Consider the following 24506-nt stretch of genomic DNA (forward strand, 5'->3'; position numbering starts at 1 on the left):
CCTGACCAAGCGCATTGCCATGCGGCAAGGCTTAGGACAAACGATCACCTACTTGTGTACCTTGCCTCGCTGAAGCGGCATGTCTTCAATCTCAACATCAACTGCAACGATTCCCGCGAGCTCGATGGTACGGCCCACAAGTCGTATGTGCCCATGAAGGAAGTGACAATCTGCCCTTGTTCCGGTCATCAGCGTGCACGCGTGCTGTCGGACAGTTGAGTAGTCCAGTCCCTGCCATGTTGCCTGGGATCACGGTCCGGGCCATCGCGCCGCCTGGAAAGTTTTGAGGCACTTCCGGACCACATGGCGCCCCATGCGGTTGATCGAGCGATGGTAAGCCCAGCTAAGTGCTAAAGGCGGATGAGAATGTGACATATGCCTGAATGCGCTTCAGACGCTTCCACGCGGAATGCCTGAATGGCGTTACCGTCGCCTCCGCGACGGAGCTAAATTCGGCTGTTCACCTAGACGGAGTACGGAATATCGCTAGAATACCGGCTCAAAAGCGTCACCCACCTTCGCCAAAGCGGCGAGCGCACGACCAGACCGATGTTCAAATACACGACCAGTTTCGCATATCGACCCAAGACGGTTGCTGCATAGCGAACAACGATAACAGGGAGAGATAGTTGGCCTCCACGCCGCTAGTCGTCGATCTCGACGGCACGCTGGTTCACACCGACATGCTTCATGAGTCGGCGCTACGTGTCCTCCGGGACCGTCCAGCCAATGTGCTTCGCATTCCTTTCTGGTTGTCCAAAGGCAAAGCGGTGCTGAAGGAAAGACTGGCAGCGCTCGTCTCGATCAACCCTGCATGTCTACCATACAACGCGGAGCTGCTGGAATGGTTAAGATTGCAGAAGGCGGCTGGGCGTAGATTGATACTTTGCACCGCCTCCGATAGGAGCGTCGCAGAAGCTATTGCGGAGCATCTCACCATCTTCGACGAGGTACTAGCAAGCGACGGCGTTACCAATCTCGCCGGGCACCGCAAGGCAAGATCGCTATGCGAACGTTTCGGAGAAGGTGGCTTCGATTACGTTGGTAATTCCCATGCAGATGTCGCAGTCTGGCGCTGCGCCCGGAAGGCGATAGTCGTCAACGCCGCATCGGGGCTTGCAAGGGCAGCCGGCACCTGTTGCACCATCGAACGCGTATTCCCCACGGAACCTCAGAGGTTGACTGTATGGCCGCGGGTATTGAGGATGCATCAATGGCTCAAGAACATCCTCCTATTCGTCCCGGCTTTCGCTGCGCATGAGCTTGATAGGCTCGCGGTCTGGCAGTCCCTCTTCGTTGCCTTCCTGGCTTTTAGAGACTGTTTCAAAAAGACGGCTCAGCGCGCCTGAAGATGTTCCAGCAGACGAGAGAGCAGCCGAGTTTTAGGAACGCTTCGTGAATGTCGGCTCGACGTTCGAAGCGAATGCGAAGACGACGAAAGTTGTGAAGCCACGCGTGAGTACGTTCGACAACCCAGCGGAATTTGCCCAAGCCACTGCCGTGTTCTGTCCGGCGCTTGGCGAGCACCGGTTTGATGCCGCGCTCGCGAAGCCGCTGACGATGCGGCTCGGAGTCGTAGCCACGGTCTGCGTAGATGACTTTGGGCTTTTGAAGCGGGCGACCGCGCACGCCGCGAATTGGCGGGATCGCGTCGACGAGCGGCAGCAGTTGGGTGACGTCGTTGCGGTTCGCCCCGGTCAGGATTGCGCTGATGGGGACGCCATTTGCGTCGACGAGGATGTGATGCTTGGAACCTGGTCGCGAGCGATCCGTGGGGTTCGGACCAGTTTTTCGCCCGCCCCAACGGCTCGCACAGACGATGAATCGACGGCTGCTCGGGAGAAGTCGAGTTCGCCGGCCTCGCGTAACTTCGCCAGCAGTAGCTCGTGCAATCGCTTCCAAACGCCGGCCTTCTGCCAATCGCGCAAGCGCCTCCAGCAGGTCGGCCCCGACCCGAATCCCAACTTGGTCGACAGGTCGCACCAGCGTATGCCAGTCTTGAACACGAACAGGATGCCGTTCAGTGCAGCCCGGTTCGAAACCGGGAGCCGCCCTGGATATTTCTTGCGTCGCGGTTTCGGCGGCGGCAGCAAAGGTTCGATCAGTGCCCACAGTTCATCATCAATGATCGGCGCGCTCATCCCCTCGGTTCCAGTTGTTCAGATGGCCAAGGTTAACAGCTTGCCGAAAAGGTTAACAGCCCCCCGGGGCTCTTTTTGAAACGGTCTCTTAGTATCTGCGCGTCGTCGGTCTACATCGCAAATGACCTGCTGGACCTCGAAAGCGATCGCCAACATCCGCGCAAGCGCTTGCGCCCATTTGCATCGGGTCAAGTACCCGCGTGGAAAGGCGCTGCGCTTGCGCCGGTGTTGCTTGTGATAAGCCTTGTTCTAGGCGCGCTGGTAAATGCGGCCTTCCTAGTGTGGCTTGTCTTCTATGTCGCATTGACCTGTGCCTACTCGTGGGGACTCAAACGCATCATCCTCATTGATTGCCTCGTACTCGCGCTGTTGTACACCTTGCGGATCGTCGCCGGCGCAGCCGCTGTCGGGCTCTCGCTGACGTTCTGGCTGCTTGCCTTCTCGACCTTCCTGTTTATGTCGCTGGCCTTTGTCAAACGTTATGCGGAACTGGAGGTTCAACTCAAAAGCGGCAAGGAAAAGGTACACGGCCGCGGTTACTACACCAGCGACGCACAGCTGATTCAGACTTTGGGTATCAGCGCCGGCTATGCGTCCGTTCTGGTGCTCGCGCTTTATCTACAAACAAACGCGGTCGTAACGCTGTACCCGATGCCCCAATACATTTGGGGTTCGATCCCTATCATCTTGTTTTGGATCAGCTGGGTGTGGATGAAGGCCCATCGGGGCGAAATGCATGATGACCCGCTGGTATTCGCCGTCAAGGACAGGGCAAGCCAAGTAGCGGCGGTGGCCTTCGCCGCTGTGTTTGTGCTCGGCAGTTTGGGGATTCCATGGTAGCCGTATCGTCGTGGGGGCGGCTAGCCAGTCCAGACCACGAGGTCAGGCAATTGACCGAGCGAGCACGGGTTGCGGACTGCTTGGCCGGGCCTGGGCCCGGCCTGCCGTTGGGTATGGCTCGCAGCTATGGCGATGTCTGCCTCAATCCAGGCCACGTATTGTGGAAGACAACCGGTCTAGACCGCTTTATTTTTTTCGACAGAGATCAGGGCCGGCTGGCCTGCGAATCTGGTGTCCTGCTGCGGGACATCCAGCAACTCGCGTTACGACACGGCTGGATGCTCCCTGTCACACCGGGAACGCAATTGATCACCGTCGGCGGAGCTATCGCCAACGACGTGCACGGCAAGAACCATCACGGGTTCGGTACATTCGGCGACCATGTCAGAAACCTGGTATTGGTTCGCACCAACGGCGACACGATCGAATGTGGACCGAGACACCATCCCGGATGGTTCGCGGCCACCGTCGGCGGACTCGGACTGACCGGCGTGATCGTGACCGCCGAATTGCAACTCCGACGTGTGGCAGGGGCGTGGATCGATTCCGAGACGCTACCCTATCACAGCCTCGACGAATTCTTCGCTCTGGCTGACGGCTCCGCAGCCGCGTGGGAACACACCGTCGCGTGGATCGACTGCCTGAGCGGAGGCAATAATGTGCGGGGCTTGTTTATGCGAGGCAATCCGAGTCAGACGCGCGAGCGGCCCGAGCCCAAAACCCGGATCCGGCGCATGCCTCTCGTACCGCCGATTTCGCTGGTGAATCGCCTGACGCTACGCCCGTTCAATTTCCTCTACTACGAGATGAACAAGCGACGCGCCCGCCACGCCACAGTTCATTACCAGGCGTTCCTTTACCCGCTGGACAACCTGCATGAATGGAACCGCATGTACGGGCCGCGAGGCTTCTTCCAGTATCAGAGTGTTGTGCCACGCGAGGCGGGCTACGATGCGATTAATGCGATGATGAGCGAAATCGCACGCTCCGGCCAGGGTTCCTTCCTTGCCGTGCTTAAAACCTTCGGAAACCGGCATGCACCCGGCATGCTCAGCTTTCCGCAGCCCGGTGTAACGCTAGCCTTGGACTTCCCCAATCTTGGCGATTCCACGACCAAGTTGTTCGAACGGCTAGACGCCATCGTCGCAGAGGCAGGCGGGCGACTATACCCCGCAAAGGACGCACGCATGCCGCGCGCATTGTTTGAGGCCGGCTATCCGCGCATCCAGGAGTTTCGACCATTCCGTGATCCAGGTATCAGTTCAGCCCTGTCACGCAGACTTATGGGACATTAGCCTTGCAAAATCATAAGAAGCGAATTGTGGTCGTCGGCGCGACCTCCTCCATCGCGGAACACTGCATGCGCCGCTGGGTGACCGAAGCAGATGTGCAACTGATACTCCTGTGCCGCAGCGGCGCCAAGGCCGAAATGATTGCCGCCGATCTCAAGGTCCGCGGGCCCAACGCCGAAGTACAGGTGGTCGAATGCGAGTTCATTGGTGCATCCGCTATCCGCCGGCAGGTGGACGCGATCGTCGATGAAGGGCCGATCGACACTGTGCTGATTGCGCATGGCTCCCTGCCAGATCAAGCGCAGTGCCAGCAGGATCTTGGCAGCGCGGCCGACGCCCTCACCGTCAACGGTATTTCCCCCGTGCTCTTTGCCGAAGCGTTCGCCTACCACATGGCAAATGCCAATCGCGGAACGCTAGGCATCATTGGCTCTGTCGCTGGCGATCGTGGCCGCAAATCAAACTACGTCTATGGGGCTGCGAAGGGTTTGGTCACGCGCTACGCACAGGGAATGCAGCACCGCTTTGCCAACACCGGCGTGAACGTTGTGCTGATCAAGCCGGGGCCGACCTCCACCCCCATGACCGCACATCTGGCAGAGCGTGGCGCCCGCTTGGCAAACGTTGAGGAGGTGGCACAGGACATCACCGAAGGCATGCGCGCCGGCAAGCACACAATTTACACGCCAACCAAATGGGCGCTGATCATGATGGTGATCCGGCATTTGCCACGTATGATTTTCAACCGATTGGACATCTGAGCCAGTACGATGTCATCACAAGATCGGCAAGTCTCTACAGCGCCTTCGAATTTTTCCATGCCGACAGCACGTACGCACATCGCCATCCTGTACACCGTTTTCGCAATCGTTTCGATCATCGCGAACCTTGGCGCACAGAAGCTCTTCCTATTGGGATACGATCATCGCTTCGCGATCCCATTGTCAGTGCTATTTGGCACGGCGGTGGGCCTACTAACGAAGTTTGTGCTCGATAAGACCTGGATCTTCCGCTATCAGCATCGCAACCTGTCCCACGGCGTCCAAAATTTCGCGCTTTACTCCCTGATGGGTGTCGCCACGACGGCGGTGTTTTGGGCATTCGAATTCGGCGCCGAAGCACTGTTCCGTTCGGAGGAAGCCCGTTTCGTGGGGGGCGCGATCGGTCTATCAATTGGTTACGTAACGAAGTACTGGCTGGATAAAACTTATGTCTTCTCAAAGTCCAACCCGCGGTGAACGCGAGACTGACATCGCCCGTGCCTCGGCCGATGCCGCGCTGGCAGCAAGCCGAGCAATGCCATATGGGCTGTCCAACATCAACGGGACCAAACGATATCTTGCCGAGAACGCCCTGCTATTCGTGATCACGGCGACGGTTTGCGGCTTCCTTTCATGGAAGACCCGTCACTTCCAACTTGACGACGCGCTGATCTACCTTCGCTATCTGCGCAATTTCTTCGACGGGAACGGACTTGTCTACAACGTTGGCGACAGGTTCAACGGTCTCACATCCCCGCTCTACTCCTATCTGTTGATCGCCGCCAATACAGCGATCCAGAATCTGCAGGCAACAACGGTCTTGATCTCAGGCCTCTTTCTGTTCTGCGCCTCGGTTGCGGGAAGTAATCTGATGGCGTCGGGCACTCGCATGGGCAAACTCCTGTGCGGCCTTTTCGTTGTGTCCTTCAATTACTTCTACCTGACATTCGGGATGGAGACTTCTCTATTCTTGTTCCTGTCAGCTCTGGCGTTACTGTGCTACCGTCGCGAGTCCTATTTCGGGCTCGGCGTGACTTTGGGTCTACTATTCCTGACTCGCAGTGAAGGCGTATTCCTCGGTCTCGTGATCGTTGCCGACTATATTATTCGCCATCGCAAACTCCCCCACGTCCGCTATCTCGCCGCCCCGGTACTGCTAATCGGCGCCAATTTCCTTTTCAATTACTTCTATTACGGCGCCTTCCTTCCAGCCACGGGCGGCGCCAAGATCGGCCAGGGGAAATCCGGATTCTGGGGAACCGGCCTGATCTTTCTCAACATCGAGTATATGTACGGTTGGGTGTTCGGCAATAGCTCCCGTATGCTGTGGTTTCTGATACCGTCGTGCCTGCTCGGCGTCGCCATGTCATGGCGTGAACGCACTACCTGGCTGGTGCTAGCCTACCTGGCCCTACTGGGCGGTTTCTACACCATCGCCAATATCCCGAACTACCACTGGTACTACGCGCCTTTCTACTACTTCGCGCTGCTGTTTTCGGCCACAGGTGCATGGCACGCGATAGCGCGGACGGCGCAGCTGCCGGTGGGACGCGTGACTGGAATAGCCATCGGAGTGGCGGCAGCCCTGGCCACAGCCTGGTTCGTGCAGCACAGCTTCCGGCTCGCCAATGTAGAAAGAGGCCCGATGGACGCATACAAGAACATCGGCAACTGGATCAAGCACAACACGCCGCCCGATTCCGTATTGGCGGCGGTCGAGATCGGTACCGTGGGCTGGTACTCTGAGCGCTATCTCGTTGATATCCTCGGACTCACTAACCGCTACAACGCCGACTACATCGCTAAAAAGGACGTCAATTCGTGGCTGGGCAAATACCGGCCAGACTACATCCTCGTCCACGTGCCACTATGGTCGTTCGAGGCAAGTGCGAACTGTTTGCTGACGAAGCAAGCCTATCGCGAAGTGGACTCGTTCCAGTTCCAGGGATACAAGCTCCTTCAGAAGGTCGCCGTAGCGGATGTCGACGCACGCATTGAGCAATGCGCCCACGTTGCCGCATGAGATGCGGGAGTAGCGCACCCGACCATCTCGGCCTGTAGCGTGGCCCGGTCGGACATAAACGCATATTTGTGAATTGACGAACCAACTGCGCGGAGAGGCAGGGGCAGTGTGCAGTTGGCTGGTCCGTCGAACTGCAGGACTGCCATGGACGGGAGCGTAGCGTTCTACCGTCGGGATTCCATTGTGAAAACGCTGCGCACTGACCTGCAGCCAGAATGGCGGGATAGCGAAATGGCCAGGTGGAAATTTTTTGGTGGTCGATTACAGCAGATTGCTCGTAGCGATTGTGCGGTCAGTTAGTTGGAGCGCGCCGGAAACTGGCACCGCAGATGCACTGCGTTGAAAGGATGACTCCTTGTCGCGGCGACGATCTACTATGCCGTCCTCGCTCGCACGCGACTCTTAGACAGCCGACAGCCTCCGGCCGGTATGCGGATGCGGTATCAAGCAGTACAGGTCGAAGAAATGCTGCTGCCAAAGACAGCATCCCAGGTCCATCCGTTCGCGCAGGTCGGAAGGAAAGTAGCCGGTGCGATCTGCTGCGTCGACCTCGTCCCGCAGACGCGAATACAACAGACGCTCAAAATCGTTGATGCAATAGTCGGGCACCTCGTGCGCGCCCATAACGTAAGGGCGCACGCGCAAATCGTCGTTCTGCGATAGAAAGGTGCTGAACAAGCGCTCCACGATGAACGGCAAATAAGGCGCGGCGTCGGTATGCGCAGTATCTCGCATCACCTCAAGCGCAGCTGGATGTTCCGGCTCGGTTTCGAGAAAGCGTGCAATCGGTTCCAGCACGCCGCCGACGTAGCGCTCCCAAAATCTTGCACTGCCGACCCAAAAATTGCAGTACGCCAACGTTCCCGGGCCATGCCTTGGCGTCTCACGCACGTGCAGCGCAACTCCGCTGGCATCTAGCAGCTTCTGCGCCGCACACGTGAGTCCGGGGTGGGCCCCCTCACCTTGGACCCATACGTTGTACGACCAGTAGCCGATTTGCGGAAACGGGTTGATGAACACCACATCCGCCTCTAGAGCCGCCTGCGCGAACTCGAGGAAGCGCTGCCCCGGCATGCGCGCCTTCAGGGCGAACTTAGGCGAGAACAAGCCGGTGAGACCATGGCGAAGGTAAGTCCCTTCGCGATAGAGCGCGATCAGCAACTGCAACTCGCGCCACGCGGGTCGGGCATTATCGCTGCGCAGTGGCAGAAAAGCGGGATCGATTGGAACCGCCTCTTCCTGCTGTCCCAGCACTGGTTCGAAGATCGTGACCCCCTCTCTCATACGTGCCCCAGACGCTCAACGCAATAGCGTTGCAAATCGGCACGCCACGTCAACAGCGTGAACGAGCCGTTCGGCACCGTGAACGTAGGATAGTGCGACTCGATCGGAATACCCAATAAATACTGCAGCACCACGCTTATCGGACCCCCATGAGCTACGACAGCAAGCAAGCCCGGTTCTGCCATGGACGGCTTGATCGTCTCGTCCACCCACTGCCGGACACGACAGGCCATCTCCAGATGGGACTCGCCGCCTTCATAACGGTTAGCGATATCCCGGCAAAAGTCGGGATAGGTCCGGTTAAACTCTCCCTCCAGCCAAGTCCCGAACATGCCTGGATGGGTCTCGGCGAGGCGGGCTTCCAGCGTCAAGGGATGCCGATCGAATACCAGTTCGGCGGTCTGGCGAGCCCGGAGCCAGGGGCTGCAGACAATTTGGGACGGCTGGAAACCGAAGTCAGCCAAGGTCGATTTCAATCGCAGCGACTGTTCCCGCCCAAGCTTGGACAGCTCATCACGGTCGTCGGCGATTAGGAGCCCGTTCGCGTTAGCGTTCGACTGCCCGTGGCGGATAATCAGCAAGTCCATTTTGATCTTTGATTCCTTCAGACTTCCGGGGCTTGATGGAGCAGGTCAAGTAGTACCTGCGCCGGACCGGCTAGGCCGTAGCGGGTGCGCGTGTCACGGTACGCATTGTGTCGGAGCTGGTCGCGCAACATGCGATCGCGATAGAGCTCCTCCATTGCACACGCCCAGTGCTCCGCAGCATTATCGACCAGTAAGGCGGTTTCCTTGTGGGTGACGGCGTCCTCATAGACGGGCGTGCGCGAGTATATGCCTGGAATGCCAAGGCTCCCATAGTCGATGTATTTGATGCATGACTTGCAGCTATTAAAAAACAGTGTCTCCGGATCCTCACGACCACCGAGCGGCACGATAGCGAAGGTGTAGCCTGTCTCAAGAAGCACCTGTTTGTAACTTGCGTTGTCCAAAAAGCCACGAGCGCGCAGGCGAGGGATTTTCCCCATCTCGGGAAAACGGTCTCCCCAGAAATCCAGCTCCACCTCAGGATGCCGCAACATGAAGTCACTGACGACTTGAAGGAAGTCATTCTTGAAACGTACCAACTTGATGCCGTCTGTGTTTGAGAACAATATGCGCGGGGGCTGCGCTTCCACCCAGTTGTCGTTGTCCGCCGGCAGCAATTGATGGTCGAAACCGTTCTGGATGATGACTACCGAGGGACGGATGCGTCGAAGCTTTTCCTGCAATACCCTATTCGATACCGTCGCCACCGTTGCATGGCGGACCATCCAGATGATATTGGCGAGCAGATCGTCGCTAAGGTCAGTGACGCTGTACATCGGCAGATCGATGATCCAGTCGTCCATGTCGTAGATAGTAGTGAGTCCGAGGTCATTGGCCATCTTCATGATGTCAACAGCCCGACTCGACGTGTGCTTGTTAAACAATACTGCATCGAAGCGCCGCAACTGCCCGATGGTCACGTCACCCTCGACAATCTGTTCCCACTGAAGCAGACCCGTAGGCTAGCAGTGGTCCGAAGCGGGCGGCAATCGAACGCGACATCAATTTGTCGTGCGATAGCGAAATCCGCTGGACCACCAGTAAGCGAGGCACCCTGCGCATTTCAGACACACTCCGTTTCCAACAGCTCGACCAGTTTTTTCCCCATCACGACGGCGGAGTGACGCGACATCATGCGCTGATACGTCGCTTCGATCTTGTGGTCCCGTTCGGGGTCGGTTAGTGCGGCTCGAATCGCCTGTGCCACCGCTTCAGCGGAATTAGCGGCCGCGTACCAAGCGTCATCGCCAAAATGCTCACGCTGCCACGGACCATCGGCGACGACCACTGGCTTCCGCATGATTGCGGCCTCCAGGCTCGAGCGACCAGGTGGATCGGCGCTGACTTCGACCAGCACACTACAATTATCAATGATGGACCGCAGCAACGCGCTGCATGGTTGCACGAATGGCAGAAATTCCACGCCCGCATGTGCCTCCTCGACGCACTGGCGATGATAGCCATCATCGCGCGCGCCGCCTACGAACACTCCGTCCATCTTCAGCGATGCCAGGGCGCGCACAAGTTGAAGCTGATTCTTTACGGGCTCAATCAAGCCTAGGCACAATGCATAGTGCGAAACACTGCAGACGGTCGAGGCGAGCTCACGATCGGCCGGCGCGAGAAAGCGCTCGGAAACACATGCCGGCACGATTGCCACCTTGTCGTCAGGCACCTCGACATAGTGACGGAAATTGCGCCACTCTGCCTCCGACTTGAACAGCAGTTTGCGTGCACCGGTACAAAGCTCCGCGATGCGCGAAACTTCCATGTCCGACGGCGCCTGGTTCCACCATACGTTCGGCCACAAGAAGATCGGCTTGCTGCGAGCGCGCGCCTCGCGCAGCATCGCATCGCCATCGGCATGCACCGAGAAATGCATGATGCCGTCGTAGAAACTGAACGGGCGACTGCCGATGCCATAAATGTCGGCGTGGATGCCGGATACATTTAGCATCTCTGCAACTTGCACAAGCTCAGATTCGCCGCCCCCGCTGGTCGCGAATGCCGTACTGTAGGTGGTCAAAAGCAGCTTGAGACGATTCATCGCACCTCCCCTTCAATCGCTTTGACCAGCAGCGTCTTCCATACGTGATCGTCCGCCTTCGCCAGTATCTCGGATGCCCGGCTCTTATAGAACCCGCGGGCACGCAGAGGGCCGAGCTCACGTACCACACGCAGTCGAAGCATGATCGCGTCGGCCCACGCCTGCGGATCGGCGTCGGGAGCCAGAACGTCGTCGGGCATGCACAACTCCTCAGCTGCGGTTCCGCCGCGCACTAGGGCCGGCTTACCAAAGTGCATCGCCTCCAGCACTGGCACACAAAATCCTTCGTGGCGACTCATTACCAGCAGCATGTCGGACTTATCGTAGCTATCGCGGAGATCCTCATCGTCCAGCATGCCCTCGAAGTCGACCGCCTCAAGAACGCCCATTGCGCGCGCCCGGTTGATCAGGAACCGGAAATATTCGGCATTCGGCATCGTGCCGACGACGGACAACGTGGCCGCAACATCCCGCCGAAGCAGCGCCTCAAGTACGCTGAACGCGTCCTCGACGCGTTTGTGGGGAACCACCCGGCCGACCATCAACAGGCTGACGTCGGTGCGGCCGCGTTCGAGGTGCGTGTGGTACTCATGAAAAGCCCGCATGTCGGCAAAGACTGGAGGCATGACAACCGTGTCGAGACGTCCAGTGGCCTGCCCGAGCGCCACCGCGGTATGTACGGAATTGGCCAACAGCTGGTCGAAGGCCGCCAGCGCGGGCACTTGCCGCAAGGCCTGCTCGCACAGTTCCGCCGTCCGCGGCTCGAATCCCCTAAGCAACGCCGGGTCGGTGACACCATGGAAATAACAGATCTTGCGGCAGGCCAAGCTCAACAACTCGTTCAGCGACGGATCGTAAATGGAGTAGCTAACCAACAGCACGTCCTCAGCGCCAATCTCGTCGAGCAAGGCTTGAACCGGCCGTACATCAGCCACACCCATCTCGAAGTTACGCGCATACACCCGCGCCTCCCACCCGTTACGCTGTGCGCAACGAGCGATAGCGAGGCAATGATTGCCAACCGCATCGCCAGGAAACACGTCGACGGCATAGATCATCAATTTCATTAGAGCGCGTCTCCTCCGAATATATGTCGCAAACGCGCACGATAGCTGCGCGCCACCTCCTCTATCGAGTAGTTGTTGACGATGCGTGCCTTGCCGGCTTGTGCAATGTGATTGCGCTCGGCGCTGTCGTCCAGCAGACGCTTCAGCTGATCGGCGGCCATGTCGATATCCGGATTACACCAGTACTGCCCTTCGTGGAACAAATACTCATCCGGTTTGAGCGGAACCAGCTCGCCGTCAACGAGGTACGCCGTCTCTGCATCGCAGAAGTCGACATTGCCTGAGAAATTCGTTACGACTACTGGCTGGCCAAGCAGCATGGCCTCCGCGATGATGCGGCCAAATCCCTCGCTTCGATGCAGCGAGATATAGGCATCGCAGCAGGCCATGAAGTCGACGGTGTCCTGGCGATCCATGCGTTCCGACACAATGGTAATACGGTCGTCTGCTGCGGCGATCTCGACAATTTCCCGCCAGATCGGATTGTCATCGTGAACGTTCATCGCCTTAATGACAAGCCCTACGCTCTTCTGCCCATGCGCAAATGCCTGTTGGAATGCCCGCACGCCAGCGACCGGATTTTTGCGACTAAGCCAGGAGTTGCCGTCGAACATGAGGTAGAACAGGAAGCGGTCAATGCTCAAGCCAAAACGCTCTCGCTCCGGCTTCCGCGGCAGTGGAAGCGTCACAGCCATCGGCATTCGATGCACCTTGGGGCCGCCCAGGCGAGCATAGACTGCCTCTACGAATCGACTCTGCGCCCACACCTCATGGACGAACCGATGCGTACTACCGAAAGCACTGGGCCAGTGAGGCAATTCCCATGGCCAGGCGCCAATCCGGTACGTATCCGTTTCAATCATGCGCCGGCCACCCTCAAGCGCAAGGCGAACCATCTCAGGCGGTGGCAGACAGAACAGGCTCGCCGAATATTTGAGCTCGGCGCTGAGCATGCTGGTGACAGATGTATCGATTCTCGCCGGGCCGCTCATCGGAGCATTGACCAGTACGACGTCGATACCCGCTTGCTGCAGCACGCGACCGGCCATGCGCGCATCCTCGCCCAACCCCAGCACACCTTGGGGAAAGCCCACCACGTTGACGCCCAAAGGACGCACGCGCTCCCTGACTACGTGGGACGCCGCACCGCCTCGGCTGGCGGCGATCGAGGAGAGATGAGCAAGCGCCGGATACTCGTTCCTGCCCGCGGTCTCCCACCAGTGCAACAGCCCCTCGACACCACCGTTATGGCGAAGGTCAAACGCTTCGCGCAAGTCAAACCGATCCTGATGCACTTGCCGCAGAAACGTGGGCACCGTTGCGGCAGCGCTATCCGCGGCAGCGTCCAGCGTGGCCAGACGGTCCCATGTATCGCGAGTGGACCACTCCAAGCCAGGATACTCGTGCTTGCCGTAGTTCTGCCACCAGTCTAGCAAAGCCAGCAGGGCTGAGAGTCGGTCATGCTGTCGATAGCCATGCAAATCGGGCCTGGTCTCGATCAACGGTTCTAGGAAGCGCGGCAAAAGGAAGGCAGCATTAGCATCGGACGGCACCATCTCGTTAAGCCAGCCGAACACCGTTGACGTACGCCAAACGAGCCGAGGATATTCCTTCCTACCCGACGTGTCCCACCAAGCCAGCACGGCAAGTCGGTCCGCGAAGCTGGACAGGCTCAGCTGTGCGCGCAGGTCGGGTCGACTGGCGATCAAGGGCGCAAGGAAGCGCGGCAGTGCGAAGACCGGGTCTGGCTGCTCCCGCGCGGGCTGGCTGAGGCTGTCCCAGGTACCATGAACGGGCCAACACAGGCCGCGATACTCGTGCCGCCCGTGGCGATCCCACCAGTGCAGTACATCAAGCCAGCCAGCGAAACTGTTGAGATCGAAATGCTGGTACAAGTCTGGACGGGATGCCACCAGCGCCGCAACGAAACGCGGCACAGGGCCGATTTCGCTTAATTCCGGGGTCACTAGCTCATTGAGCCAGTCAAACACTGGCGATGTCCGCCATATCAGCCGTGGATACTCGCGGCGACCATCGGCATCCCACCACATCAATGCGCCGAGCCGCCCTGCGAAGGTCGACAAATCGAGCGCCGAGCGCAGATCTGGCCGCCCCTCGAGCAATGGAGGCAGAAATCGGGGCACCATGAACGCCGGATCCAAATTCGCGTCGGCCGGCTGATTGAGGCTTCGCCAGGTGCTGTCGGTCAGCCAATGCAGACGTGGGTACTCGTGCTGGCCATGCCCATCCCACCAGAGCAGGGCCGCGAGCCTTCCCGAGAAGGTGGACAAATCCATCGTGCTGCGCAGATCGGGACGACTGTCGACCAGCAAGGACAGGAACCTGGGCACCGGGAACAGCTCGCTGCCATCGTCCTCGTTGAGTTCGTTCAACCGAGCCCAGGCATCCCTGGTGGACCAAGCGAGTCGGGGATACTCGCATTGACCGTGGGTTTCCCACCACGTCAGCGCGGCAAGCTGCCCGGCGAAAGTGCCGAGGTCCATGTGCTGCCGCAAGTCAGAGCGGCTGTCGATCAGCATCCCGAGAAAGCGCGGGATCGTGGCCGACGTCGGCCCGATGACGTAACGATCCTGTAACAGCAGCGGGCGCAATGCCGCCTCGTCAAGCACGTCGTCCGACGTCCCACCCAGCCAATAGGCCACGCACCTCGGATACGCGGAGATAAGCGTCATGGGGTCCAGATGCCTGGTGAAAGCGACGTCCTCCTCGGTCAGCACCCAGTCGAAGTCCGGGTAGTCCCTCCGGCCGAGGAATCGCCACCAGAAATACAGCTCCATTCTTCCCTTCAAAGACCTGTGCTCGAACGCGGCCAGGTCCTGTCGGAACTTGAGCAGGAAGTAGATTGCGTTTGGCAAAGAAAAGCGCGCATGCTCCGAAGGATGCCGGCGCGCCGTTGCCCAGCTAGTGGTAAGACTCATGGTGTGATGGATGGCTGGACGCTGGTACGTGGATTCAACGTGATGGAAAAGTCCGTGGTCTCAATGGTCAAGTTCGGCGAGTAGTACGGGTCGGCCCACAGGGCGTCGCCCCACCGTTGCTTGACAAAGGCGATCTCGCGCAGGAAGCGGGCCTGTTTTTCCGGCGTGTCCTCGTAGCCGCGCGAAGCCGATTCGTGATGGTAGAGCTCAGCAAACGGCGTCCATACGTTGCGATAGCCAGCCTTGCGAATGCGCAGGCAGAAGTCCACATCGTTGAACGCTACCTCCAGCTGCTCGTCGAGTCCACCGACTTCCCGATAGATCGACGTGCGAATCAGCAGGCAGGCCGCCGTCACAGCGCTCATGGCGCTGCGAAGCACAGCGCGGCAGAAATAACCGGGCGCGTTGCGCGGCATATGTTTGTGGCCGTGGCCGGCCAGACCGCCCATGCCGAGAAACACGCCCGCGTGCTGCACCGTATCGTCGGGATAAAGCAGCTTTGCACCAACCGCACCCACCTTGTCCTGGATCGCAATAGAAACCATCTCGTCGAGCCAGTCCGGCGTGATCACCTCGATATCGTTGTTCAGCAAGCAGACAAGTTCCGCTTGACTGGCCAGAGCGACGCGATTATTCAGCCGCGAATAGTTGAACGGGGAATCGTCGCGAACCACACGCACGCGGGTCTCGGCGGTGTACCCGTCGAATAGCGCAAACGTCTCCGGTTGACACGAGCCGTTATCCACTATCGTGATGAGATAGTTGCGGTAGAGCGTGCGGCCGAGAATGGAATCGACGCACTGCTTGACCAGGCCGGCTGCGTCCCGGGTGGGAATGATGATCTCCACCGACGGCTGTTGTTCTGGCAGGTGGTAGCGCACGCGCTGGTACGCGACCGCCCCTTCGGCTTGTACCACCGTGGCCTCAACATTGCAGCGCTGCAGATGTTCAGACACCGCCCGGGCAGCAGCGATCACCGCATACGGCTTGGCTTCATGGCTGGAAGCCGTGCTCTCTGGCAGAACGCGCCAGTGGTATAGCACGCGTGGAATATGATGAATCGCCTCCGGACCCACAGCCTCGAGGACGCGTAGCGCCAGATCGTAATCCTGAGAACCTTCCAGGCCTTCGCGGAAACCACCGACTTCGCGCAGCACCGACGTCCGATAGACCCCCAAGTGGGAAATCATGTTTTGGCCCAGAAATAGATCGTAGTTGAAATCGCACTTGAAGTATGGCTCGTAGCGGACTCCGTCGACTGTGATCTTGTCCTCGTCGCTGTAGATCAGACCGACGCGGGGATTGTTGCGAATTGCCTCGGCCACGTAGTAAAGGGCCAGCGGATGTAGTTCGTCGTCGTGATCGAGCAGCGCGGTAAATTCGCCGCTAGCAAGTGCAAGCGCGCTATTACTTGCCGCGCTGATGTGTCCGTTGGTAGGTCGATAGACCACCTTGATTCTCGCATCGCGCGCACAGTATTCGTCGAGTATCTGGCGCACGTGCGGTTGGGTGGAATTGTCGTCTGCAATGCAGAGTTCCCAGTTCGGGTAAAGCTGGCCCAGCACCGACTCGATCGCCTTGCTAAGGTATTCGCCCGGCGAGTTATACGTCGGCATCACGATGCTGATACACGGCGCAGTGTCCCAGCGCTGCACGAGTTCCCGGTACGCGGGATACTCGTCAGCGGAAACCTCCGCGACCTTCATCCAGTTGTCGTAGGTCGGCTCTAACGCGCGGGCCCCGTCCGATGCCCTGTTGGAGGTCCATGCTTCCGCCTCGTCGCACTCTTCGCCAAACGGCCGCGACGCCTCGATTACCTCAAGCGCAAAGTCATGAAGCGAGAATTCGCCGATAAAGGCAATCGGATCGAACCGCACCGCACGTAGCGACCACGGCAGGTCAATGTGCTGGTCTACCGTGCCATCCGGCGCCACAGCCACGAAGACTGCGCCATGCTCGGACATGCCCTCGCCACAGTCGACGTACAACATGCAAGGCGTGCGCGGCATCGGGCCAGTCGCCAGACGGAACGATAACCGGGTGGTCCGCCCCCGCATGTTTTCCCATCCAACAATAGCGAATTGAGGATCGTTAGAGGTCGCTCGCCATTGGAAATCCGATCCAATCGTGGCCTCTACGTTATTCAGCGCTTGCAGTTCGAGTTTCATTTACGTACAAGGGAGTGATAGATATTCTTCAAAGGCCCGACCACCACGGGCCAGCTTAATGCACGCCGCTCGGTGCCTGCGTCGGCCGATCGACCACGCTGTCGCGCGGACTGGATCCCAATCGCGATGCTGTTGATATCCAAGGGATCAACATAGACTGCTGCCTCGCGGAAATACTCTTCGGTGGAGCCGACCTGCGTTACCGCGATGGCGCAGCCAGCAGCATAGGCTTCCAGCGCCGCCAAGCCCGGAGTCTCGAGAGTACTGGGTAGGCAGAGCACTTCGCAGGCAGCATAGGCCGAGCGAAGCAATTGCGAGTCGTGGGGCAGCGGGCCTAGGTAGCTGACTTGGTTGCCACCCTCTTCGAGACATGCACTGGCATAGTCAGGATCGCGCTGATGTCCAATCAGCACCAGCCGCATGTCAGGGTGTGCCTTCATCGCCCGCACCAGCGCTAGCTGATTCTTCCGGGGTTCGATATTTCCGACATTAAGGACGAATGGCCCGGTGATACCGAACTGCTTGCGAAATATCGCGCCTGAGACGGGTTCGTAGAACGCCTGCTCGACCCCATTGAACACCGACACGAATTTCTCGCGCGGCAGGTCTAGTACCCGCGCCAGCGTATCGCACTCGATCTCCGAATTCGCGACCACAAAGTCGGCCAACGAAAACTGCTGTCGAATTTCGCCGATTGGATAAAGGTGCAAGGTGTCCTCGGTCACCCACAGGCTCGAACTCACAACCAGCGGCAGACCAAGCTGCTTGACGAAATTGCAGAAGTGGACCGAGCCGCCGACACACGAGAAGAAATGCACGACATCGTGCTCGTGAAAACGCGGGTCCCACGGATTGAACAGCGAAACCTCGACACCATGCGACGGCAGGTGCTTGTGATACGCCAGGAGTTGGATCTCACCGCCGCCAGGCGTATGAAATGCCATTGGATAGGTAGCGAACAGGACTTTCATCAGCCTCGGGGTGAGGAGAATATGAAGCGCGAAGGGGCGATCGGATGCACCATCAACCTACCGCGGGCGGCGTGCTGCCTTCGCGGAATTGGCCCGTCGAGGGTACCGACTGCAACATAGGCTTGCTTACCGGTGCGTACTCGGCCACCCATCGGCGCAAGTCGCGTCGCACCTCGTCGTCGGACGGGATGCGGGGCTGCATCAACCACGGGAGCACCTCCTGAAGCAAGTGATCCGGTACCGGCCGCGCACGGGCGATGCGCAGCTTGTCGTGCGGGGTAGGCAGGGTGGTTTCGTCATCAGCAAGCAGTTCTTCGTACAGCTTCTCGCCCGGTCGCAACCCAGTAAACACGATCTTGATCTGATTCTCGTCGAAGCCATACAGCCGAATCAGGTCACGCGCGAGATCGACGATCTTGACTGGCTCGCCCATCTCAAGCAGGAAGATCTCACCGCCGTCGCCCATGCTTGACGCTTGTAGAACCAGTTGCGCCGCTTCTGGAATCGTCATAAAGAAGCGGATCACTTCCGGATGGGTCACAGTCACCGGTCCCCCACGGGCGATCTGCTCCTGAAATTTTGGAATCACGCTGCCCGCACTGCCCAGCACATTGCCGAAACGCACGGTTTCCAGCAGTGTGGCGCGCGTGGTTTGCTGCAGCGATTGACACAGCATCTCGGCAAGGCGCTTGGAGGCGCCCATGACATTGGTGGGATTGACGGCCTTGTCGGTCGAAATCAGCACGAAGCGACGGACGCCATGCTGGATGGCGCTGCGGGCCACCCGATACGTCCCCAATGCGTTATTGCGCACAGCCTGCCACGCATTCAGTTCCTCCATCAGCGGAACATGCTTGTAGGCGGCCGCATGATAGACGACATGCGGAGCATAGCGACGCATGGTCTGGTCCAGCAGCAACGAATCCTTTACATCGCCGATCATTGGTACCACGCTCACTTGCGGAAACTTGTGTCGCAGTTCCTCGATCAGCGAATAGGCCGCAAACTCGGAAATTTCATAAGCGACGAGCTGCGCGGGACCGAACTTCAGCAGTTGGCGACAGAGCTCGGACCCGATCGAGCCGCCAGCCCCTGTCACCATCACGACGCGGTCCTTGAGCAGCGCCTCGATATGCGGCGTGTCAATCCTGACAGCTTGCCGGCCAAGCAGATCCTCAAGGTCGATCTGGCGCACGCGCGACAGAAAAGACTCGTCCTGCGTCAGCGGGGTCAGAGCTGGCAGCACCATCGCGCGCACATTTGCGCGGACGCACAGTGTAGCCACCCGCCGGTGAACCTGAGGAGGAGCCGACGGCATCGCGATAATCACATGCTCGACTTTGTGCTGTGCGGCAATCTGGCCCAGCTCAGTGATGCGCCCCAGCACCTTGTAGCCCTGAATTTCTCGGCCCCGCTTTGCCGGATCATCGTCCAACAGCCCGACCAAGCGCCATTTCGGCGAACGGCTGAGTTCGCGCGCGAGACTAGCCGCCGCCTCGCCTGCACCGAGCACCAACACCGGCTTGCCTTGGGCGATCAATCCGCCATAACGGTAAAACTCCTTGGTCGCTCGGTACAGAGCCCGACTGCCGCCCATTCCAAGCAGCAGCAGGATCGGCGCCAGTGCCAGCACGGATCGTGGTACCGGTGGCGCCGGTTGAAGCATAGTGCCCACCACGGTTGTCATGATCGCACCGGAGGCCACTGCCTTCGCGATCCGCATGAGATCCGGCAGGCTGGCGAAGACCCACATGCCTCGGTACAAGCCGAACACTTTGAACATCGCTCCGTATAGCGGCACCACCCAGAGCATCGCGCGCAGCGCGGACATCAAGTAAGGATCGGGTGGTAAACCGTTGAAGCGGATCGAATAGGCAAGCAGCCACGCGACGGCGACCGCGCTGAGGTCGAAGGCGAAAGCGGTGAACGACAGCCACTTGGCACGAAGACGTGAGAGTCGAGCTAGCACCATGCGTTACACCTTATTGGAATCCGGCCGCCTCAAACTGAAGCGCCGCCATTGGCGGTCGACATTCCAACCAAGCGCGACGACCGCGCCTACCCACGCGGCCATCGCTGCAATGGCTTGGTGCCTAGGCATGTCCATCGCGCAAAAAGCGACAAACGTACTGCACAGCATCAGCCCGTACCAGCGCAGCACAATACCGCGATGCGCCCCCCGCATCTGGATCATGCGCTGGTAATAGTGCTGCCGATGCGCCTCCCAGAACCGTTCGCCCTGGAGCAAGCGCCTAAGCAGGGTTATTGACGCATCCGCGATGAAGGGGAGGAACACCATCATAGGGAACCACCAGGACCAGGCGCCAGTATGCCAGCCCCAGTAGCCAAGCCCACCCGCTAAAAAGCCTAGCGGAATGGAGCCTGAGTCGCCCAGGAAGACCTTAGCCGGCGGAAAATTGAACAGCAGGAAACCGAGCGCAGCGCCGGCCACGATCGCGGAGGCACCGGCAAGATCCGGCTGGGTGTGCGATGCCGCGATTGCGTATGCGCCAAAGCCGAACACAGCCATACCGCCCGCCAGTCCGTCGGCGCCGTCCATGAAATTGTAGAGGTTGATCAGCCACACCAAGGCGAAGATCAATGGCAGTGCCAACCACGGCGTCGCCGTTGGCGGCAAGACCCACAACAGCCCGGCCGCCGCAAGCAAATGTGCGATGAAGCGCAGTCGGGCAGGTAGCCCGTAGCGGTCGTCCAAATGTGACAGTAGACCCAGCGCGAGCGTTGCCAGAGCCACGCCAACCAGGGCGGGGCTGAAGATCAGGATGAGCAGTGTACTGACCGGTGTCACGCCCCAGCCACCAACCCGCGGTGTCGGACGGGTATGAAGCGAACGGTGGTTCGGTAGATCGACCGCGAGCCGCCACGCCAGGCCCGTGCGCAGCAAAAGAACCAGCACGCCGGCGCAGCCAAGCAACGCAAGGATGGCAGGCGCGAGCAGATGTCGAAGAGCTTCCATTGACGGCATCGCTATGTTCCTTCCGTTCGATACCAGTCCACGGTCTGCTGGAGGCCGGCCCACAGTCTTTGTGGCGGACGCCAGTCCAGCTCATCAACGATCCGGCTGCCATTCACGCGCAGGGGTTCGAACAGACGGTTCATCGCATCTTGCTTGCTCGTCGCGCGCGCCGCGAGGCGCAGCACCGCAGCGGGGACCGGCACCAGCCGTGGCGATCGACCGAACGCGCGGGCAAGCAAACGAACCAGTTCGGCGACAGATACGTCCTCGCCGTCGCAAACGTGATAGACCTTGCCCGCAGCTGCGGGATGGCGGGCGCAGGCTAGGATGGCTGACACGAGGTTGTTCAGGCCAATCATGCTACGCGGCGCGTCCGCGCAACCAAGCGGCAGTGGCAGTCCCCGCGCTACGGCTTGCATCAGGGCGTGGAAATTGGCCCGCACACCGGGCCCATATACCAACGGAGGGCGGACCACAACGATGGCCATTCCGGTGCGCTGCCCCAATTCGAACAAAGCCTGTTCCGCCTCAAGCTTGGAAATGCCATATGGGTCAACCGGCCGCGGCGTATCTGCTTCTGACAGAGGTGCGCCGTGGTCGATGGCGTCAACCGCCTTGATGCTGCTGACATATACGAAACGGCGAACGCCGACCTGCGCGGCGGCTTGAGCGACGCGCAGGGTGCCGGCGACATTGGTGGCACGGAACGCCTGCAGGGGATCACTGGAAGATTCCTGCGTAACGTGGACCCGGGCGGCCAGATGGATCACGCAATCGTACACAGCGGAGGCGGGCCAGCACTGAACAATGTCGGCGAAGTCGTCCGCCACGGCCACCGATAACACATCTGTCTTGCTCCTTTCGCCCTTCCCTCGCACCACCGGGACGGCGGTGTCACCAGCGGCCCGCAAGGCTTCCACGACCGCTCGGCCGACAAATCCGGTGGCTCCGGTGACCAGACAATTCATGCCTGCTTCGCGCCTCGCGGAGATATGGTGAACCGTATTCATCTGCCGACAACCTCGCGGTACAGCGCGCTGTATGCCTGTCCCAATGCCGTGCTGGAAAAGAGCTGTTCGTACCGTAGACGGGCCGCTTGGCCCATGCGCGCGGCCGTCTCGGGGTCACCGACGAGCCGATTGACCGCCTCCGCCAGTGCGGCCGGCGTTTCGGGAGGGACCACCCAACCCGTCACACCGTGCTGATTGACATACGAGGTACCGGAGCCAATCTCGCAGCAGACCATCGGCTTGCTGAACATCGCCGCTTCGACCAGCACCATCCCGAATGCCTCGGAACGCAGTTGCGAGGGCAGCACCATAATCGTGCAACTGCGCAGCAGGACCCTCTTCTCCTCCTCCGATACCTGGCCGGCAAAGTGCACGTTAGCGACGCCGCGCGCGGCCGCCTGCGCTCGTAAGCGTTCCGCCTCGGGTCCGGAGCCAGCAATCACGATATCAGCACCAATCGACGACGCAGCGTCGATCAGTGTATGCAAACCCTTGTAGTACCGCAGCACCCCCAGCGCAAGCACAAAGGGGCGGCCGGACAGTCCCAGTCGCGCCAACGTGCGGGCATCCGTGCCTTCGCCCGGATTCGAGGCGTAGTCCGCAATACCGAGCGGAATCACGCGCAGCTTTTCCGGCGGAAGCAATTGCCCGAGAACCGGACTGGTTCTCGCATAGGCAGGCGACGTCGCCACCACGGCCGACATCGACTTCAGCATGCGATGCATCAGCGGCCCATAGACTTTGCCGAGCCACCGCTGGCGGACGATATCGGAGTGGTAAGTCATCACCGCCGGGCGGGAGACACATCCCAACAGACGCAACACGTCACCGAACGGCCACGGAAAATGGAAATGCAGCACGTCGGCCCAGCGCGCCAGCCGCCGATAACGAAGCAGGGCAGCCGGCCCGCCCAGATCGCACGATGCGGGAGCCGCCCATGAGCGGCTGCGCACCACCATTCCCTCCGGGAATTGCAGTACCGCGGGCGTCGGGTCCGGCGACAACGTGAAGATGCGCGACTCGATTCCGTAAGCGCCGCACGATTGCGCGGTTTGCCGGATCGCCTCCTGTAGCCCGCCGGGCGGATCAGGGAAATAGGTGCGATATACGTGCAGTACACGCAGCGGCCGTACCTCCGTCGGGGTGCCGGTGATTGCGAACGGTGTGCCGGCATGACGTGGAAGGTCAGCTCGCATCATGCCGCTGTTCCTCCTGACCGGACACATGCCAGCATCTTGGCTGTGCGGGCTGTCCACGTATTGTCGCCGACAAATCTCGCCGCCTCCTCGCGGGTCAGCCGACCGCGAGCGAGCTGCTTCTCCACCGCCACGACGAACTGCGTAGCACCCAGTCCCACTTCGATACCCTCAGTTTGATGCTCAGTGAACGACAACGGTGTCGAGACAACTGGCAGCCCTGCGGCTAGGTACTCGAAAAACTTCATCGGAAACATCGACCGCGTATAGTCGTTCAGCAGTGTGGGTAGCAGACCGACGTCCATCGCCCGCAGGTAATCGGGCAATTCACCATAGCTGCGGTAGCCGAGCAGATGGACGTTCGGTAGCTCTCTAAGCTTCGCGAGTTGCGCGTTGCGCTGCCCCTCGCGCTCCTCTCCGATCAGTACCCACTGCCAGTCCGGCCGCGCCTGCGCTGCCTCCAGCAGCAGCGCGAAGTCGACCTTGAAGTCGGAAAGTACGCCGTGATAGACCAACCGCGGACGCGAAAGAACACGTACATCTTCGGGAACCCGCCCCGGCTCTAGCGCTCGGCCAAAATGCCCAGCATCCACTACGTTAGGCAAGAAATGGGTATTCGGGTTGACGGCCTCGCAGCGCTCCTTCAGGGCCGTAGCGGTGGCGAAGACGGTGTCGCCGCGCCGAAGCAGCTCACGCTCGGCAGCATGGAACGCCCGCACGTCGACACCGGGCACCGCTGCAATGTCATCGACACAGTGATACACGAGCGGGCCGTGTTCCACGTCAGCCACGGCATCCAGCATAAATGGGTGATAGGTCCACACCAGGGGTGCGGCAAAACGATGGCGGCGGGCAAAGCGGGTGATCGTCGCACGCAGTAATGCCTGATTGAACCAGCGAACCATCGCCCAATGATGCTTAGCCGGAACGATCAGTGGCGACAGAACCCAGATCCCGGGCGCGCGTTGCGGCGGACCGACGAGAACCGATTGCAAGCCGCGCCATAGCCGCCGCCATAGCCGCGACCAGTCGCGTCGGCTGTCCATGCGTGGCGTGCGTAGTCCAACGCTTTCCACATACAGCACGCGCCAACCCATGCCGGCCAACACGGTCGCTGTATGTTGCTTGTTGGTCCAATAGGGCTCGTCCCAATCTGCCGTCGAAAACATCAGACAGTCTCCCGGTTTAGACGAGTTCACTGCC

The 24506-nt window shown here is 59.8% G+C and carries 20 protein-coding genes; 6 read left to right on the top strand and 14 right to left on the bottom strand.

All coding sequences use genetic code 11. From position 1 onward, the window contains the following. The first annotated feature begins 629 nt into the window (after window positions 1–629). The gene (locus K7G19_RS17960) at window positions 630–1349 is read left to right on the top strand and encodes a haloacid dehalogenase-like hydrolase (RefSeq protein ID WP_226108398.1); all 720 of its coding nucleotides are present in this window, start codon (window positions 630–632) and stop codon (window positions 1347–1349) included. On the opposite strand, the gene K7G19_RS17965 is transcribed toward K7G19_RS17960, so the two are convergent. After that, window positions 1324–2141 (bottom strand): IS5-like element ISJp4 family transposase gene (locus K7G19_RS17965; protein ID WP_086004422.1). Its coding sequence is split into 2 segments (ribosomal slippage): window positions 1324–1793 and window positions 1793–2141, totalling 819 coding nucleotides; the frame shifts between segments, so codons are not numbered across the junction. The genes K7G19_RS17960 and K7G19_RS17965 overlap by 26 nt on opposite strands. 75 nt (window positions 2142–2216) lie before the next feature. Between K7G19_RS17965 and K7G19_RS17970 the strand changes: the two genes are divergently transcribed. From K7G19_RS17970 to K7G19_RS17990, 5 genes are read left to right on the top strand one after another with little or no spacing between them, the layout of a single operon-like run. After that, window positions 2217–2981, top strand: coding sequence for a UbiA family prenyltransferase (locus tag K7G19_RS17970; RefSeq protein WP_226108399.1), 765 nt, complete (start codon window positions 2217–2219; stop codon window positions 2979–2981). Next, window positions 2975–4276, top strand: coding sequence for an FAD-binding oxidoreductase (locus K7G19_RS17975; RefSeq protein WP_226108401.1), 1302 nt, complete (start codon window positions 2975–2977; stop codon window positions 4274–4276). The genes K7G19_RS17970 and K7G19_RS17975 overlap by 7 nt, the downstream gene beginning before the upstream one ends. A 2-nt stretch (window positions 4277–4278) precedes the next feature. Beyond that, window positions 4279–5034 carry an SDR family NAD(P)-dependent oxidoreductase gene (locus K7G19_RS17980; RefSeq protein WP_226108403.1) on the top strand — a complete coding sequence of 252 codons (756 nt, stop codon included), beginning with the start codon at window positions 4279–4281 and terminating at the stop codon, window positions 5032–5034. A 57-nt stretch (window positions 5035–5091) separates the two neighbouring features. Next, on the top strand, window positions 5092–5511 hold the full coding sequence (locus K7G19_RS17985) for a GtrA family protein (protein WP_226108405.1): 420 nt from the start codon (window positions 5092–5094) through the stop codon (window positions 5509–5511). Further along, complete coding sequence (locus tag K7G19_RS17990) at window positions 5483–7057, top strand: hypothetical protein (protein ID WP_226108407.1); 1575 nt, start codon at window positions 5483–5485, stop codon at window positions 7055–7057. The genes K7G19_RS17985 and K7G19_RS17990 overlap by 29 nt, the downstream gene beginning before the upstream one ends. Before the next feature lie 402 nt (window positions 7058–7459). On the opposite strand, the gene K7G19_RS17995 is transcribed toward K7G19_RS17990, so the two are convergent. From K7G19_RS17995 to K7G19_RS18055, 13 genes are all read right to left on the bottom strand, one after another. Beyond that, on the bottom strand, window positions 7460–8311 hold the full coding sequence (locus tag K7G19_RS17995; RefSeq protein ID WP_370639571.1) for a hypothetical protein: 852 nt from the start codon (window positions 8309–8311) through the stop codon (window positions 7460–7462). Window positions 8312–8337: 26 nt separating this feature from the next. Beyond that, entirely contained in the window at window positions 8338–8928 is a 591-nt protein-coding gene (locus K7G19_RS18000; protein WP_226108411.1) for a histidine phosphatase family protein, read from the bottom strand. A 17-nt stretch (window positions 8929–8945) separates the two neighbouring features. Beyond that, window positions 8946–9848, bottom strand: coding sequence for a glycosyltransferase (locus tag K7G19_RS25120; RefSeq protein ID WP_226108413.1), 903 nt, complete (start codon window positions 9846–9848; stop codon window positions 8946–8948). Between the two features lie 143 nt (window positions 9849–9991). Then, complete coding sequence (locus K7G19_RS18010) at window positions 9992–10975, bottom strand: glycosyltransferase (protein WP_226108415.1); 984 nt, start codon at window positions 10973–10975, stop codon at window positions 9992–9994. Continuing rightward, complete coding sequence (locus K7G19_RS18015; protein ID WP_226108416.1) at window positions 10972–12042, bottom strand: glycosyltransferase family 4 protein; 1071 nt, start codon at window positions 12040–12042, stop codon at window positions 10972–10974. The genes K7G19_RS18010 and K7G19_RS18015 overlap by 4 nt, the downstream gene beginning before the upstream one ends. After that, window positions 12042–14981 (bottom strand): glycosyltransferase family 4 protein, encoded by a 2940-nt coding sequence (locus tag K7G19_RS18020; RefSeq protein WP_226108417.1) that lies wholly within the window; start codon window positions 14979–14981, stop codon window positions 12042–12044. Before K7G19_RS18020 ends, K7G19_RS18015 begins: the two co-directional genes overlap by 1 nt. Next, window positions 14978–17149: a glycosyltransferase gene (locus K7G19_RS18025; RefSeq protein WP_226108418.1), complete on the bottom strand. Its 2172-nt coding sequence runs from the start codon at window positions 17147–17149 to the stop codon at window positions 14978–14980. The genes K7G19_RS18020 and K7G19_RS18025 overlap by 4 nt, the downstream gene beginning before the upstream one ends. After that, window positions 17146–18120, bottom strand: coding sequence for a glycosyltransferase (locus K7G19_RS18030; protein WP_226108419.1), 975 nt, complete (start codon window positions 18118–18120; stop codon window positions 17146–17148). The genes K7G19_RS18025 and K7G19_RS18030 overlap by 4 nt, the downstream gene beginning before the upstream one ends. 52 nt (window positions 18121–18172) lie before the next feature. Further along, window positions 18173–20092: a nucleoside-diphosphate sugar epimerase/dehydratase gene (locus tag K7G19_RS18035; RefSeq protein ID WP_226108420.1), complete on the bottom strand. Its 1920-nt coding sequence runs from the start codon at window positions 20090–20092 to the stop codon at window positions 18173–18175. A gap of 3 nt (window positions 20093–20095) precedes the next feature. After that, complete coding sequence (locus K7G19_RS18040) at window positions 20096–21106, bottom strand: glycosyltransferase family 4 protein (RefSeq protein WP_370639572.1); 1011 nt, start codon at window positions 21104–21106, stop codon at window positions 20096–20098. A gap of 2 nt (window positions 21107–21108) precedes the next feature. Beyond that, a complete protein-coding gene (locus K7G19_RS18045; protein ID WP_226108421.1) occupies window positions 21109–22107 on the bottom strand; it encodes an NAD-dependent epimerase/dehydratase family protein in 999 nt (332 codons plus the stop codon). Next, the gene (locus K7G19_RS18050; RefSeq protein WP_226108631.1) at window positions 22104–23231 is read right to left on the bottom strand and encodes a glycosyltransferase; all 1128 of its coding nucleotides are present in this window, start codon (window positions 23229–23231) and stop codon (window positions 22104–22106) included. The genes K7G19_RS18045 and K7G19_RS18050 overlap by 4 nt, the downstream gene beginning before the upstream one ends. Before the next feature lie 71 nt (window positions 23232–23302). Continuing rightward, complete coding sequence (locus K7G19_RS18055; RefSeq protein WP_226108422.1) at window positions 23303–24472, bottom strand: glycosyltransferase; 1170 nt, start codon at window positions 24470–24472, stop codon at window positions 23303–23305. Between the last annotated feature and the right edge of the window lie 34 nt (window positions 24473–24506).

This window comes from Cupriavidus sp. DB3 (assembly GCF_020418465.1).
Lineage (GTDB): Bacteria > Pseudomonadota > Gammaproteobacteria > Burkholderiales > Burkholderiaceae > Cupriavidus > Cupriavidus cauae.

Bases quoted from the DNA above. Each gene is read 5' to 3' on its own strand.
- K7G19_RS17975 (WP_226108401.1), top strand. From the start codon at position 2,975: ATGGTAGCCGTATCGTCGTGGGGGCGGCTAGCCAGTCCAGACCACGAG.
- K7G19_RS17985 (WP_226108405.1), top strand. From the start codon at position 5,092: ATGCCGACAGCACGTACGCACATCGCCATCCTGTACACCGTTTTCGCA.
- K7G19_RS17990 (WP_226108407.1), top strand. From the start codon at position 5,483: ATGTCTTCTCAAAGTCCAACCCGCGGTGAACGCGAGACTGACATCGCC.
- K7G19_RS18000 (WP_226108411.1), bottom strand. From the start codon at position 8,928: ATGGACTTGCTGATTATCCGCCACGGGCAGTCGAACGCTAACGCGAAC.
- K7G19_RS18010 (WP_226108415.1), bottom strand. From the start codon at position 10,975: ATGAATCGTCTCAAGCTGCTTTTGACCACCTACAGTACGGCATTCGCG.
- K7G19_RS18015 (WP_226108416.1), bottom strand. From the start codon at position 12,042: ATGAAATTGATGATCTATGCCGTCGACGTGTTTCCTGGCGATGCGGTT.
- K7G19_RS18020 (WP_226108417.1), bottom strand. From the start codon at position 14,981: ATGAGTCTTACCACTAGCTGGGCAACGGCGCGCCGGCATCCTTCGGAG.
- K7G19_RS18025 (WP_226108418.1), bottom strand. From the start codon at position 17,149: ATGAAACTCGAACTGCAAGCGCTGAATAACGTAGAGGCCACGATTGGA.
- K7G19_RS18030 (WP_226108419.1), bottom strand. From the start codon at position 18,120: ATGAAAGTCCTGTTCGCTACCTATCCAATGGCATTTCATACGCCTGGC.
- K7G19_RS18035 (WP_226108420.1), bottom strand. From the start codon at position 20,092: ATGGTGCTAGCTCGACTCTCACGTCTTCGTGCCAAGTGGCTGTCGTTC.
- K7G19_RS18040 (WP_370639572.1), bottom strand. From the start codon at position 21,106: ATGCCGTCAATGGAAGCTCTTCGACATCTGCTCGCGCCTGCCATCCTT.
- K7G19_RS18045 (WP_226108421.1), bottom strand. From the start codon at position 22,107: ATGAATACGGTTCACCATATCTCCGCGAGGCGCGAAGCAGGCATGAAT.
- K7G19_RS18055 (WP_226108422.1), bottom strand. From the start codon at position 24,472: ATGTTTTCGACGGCAGATTGGGACGAGCCCTATTGGACCAACAAGCAA.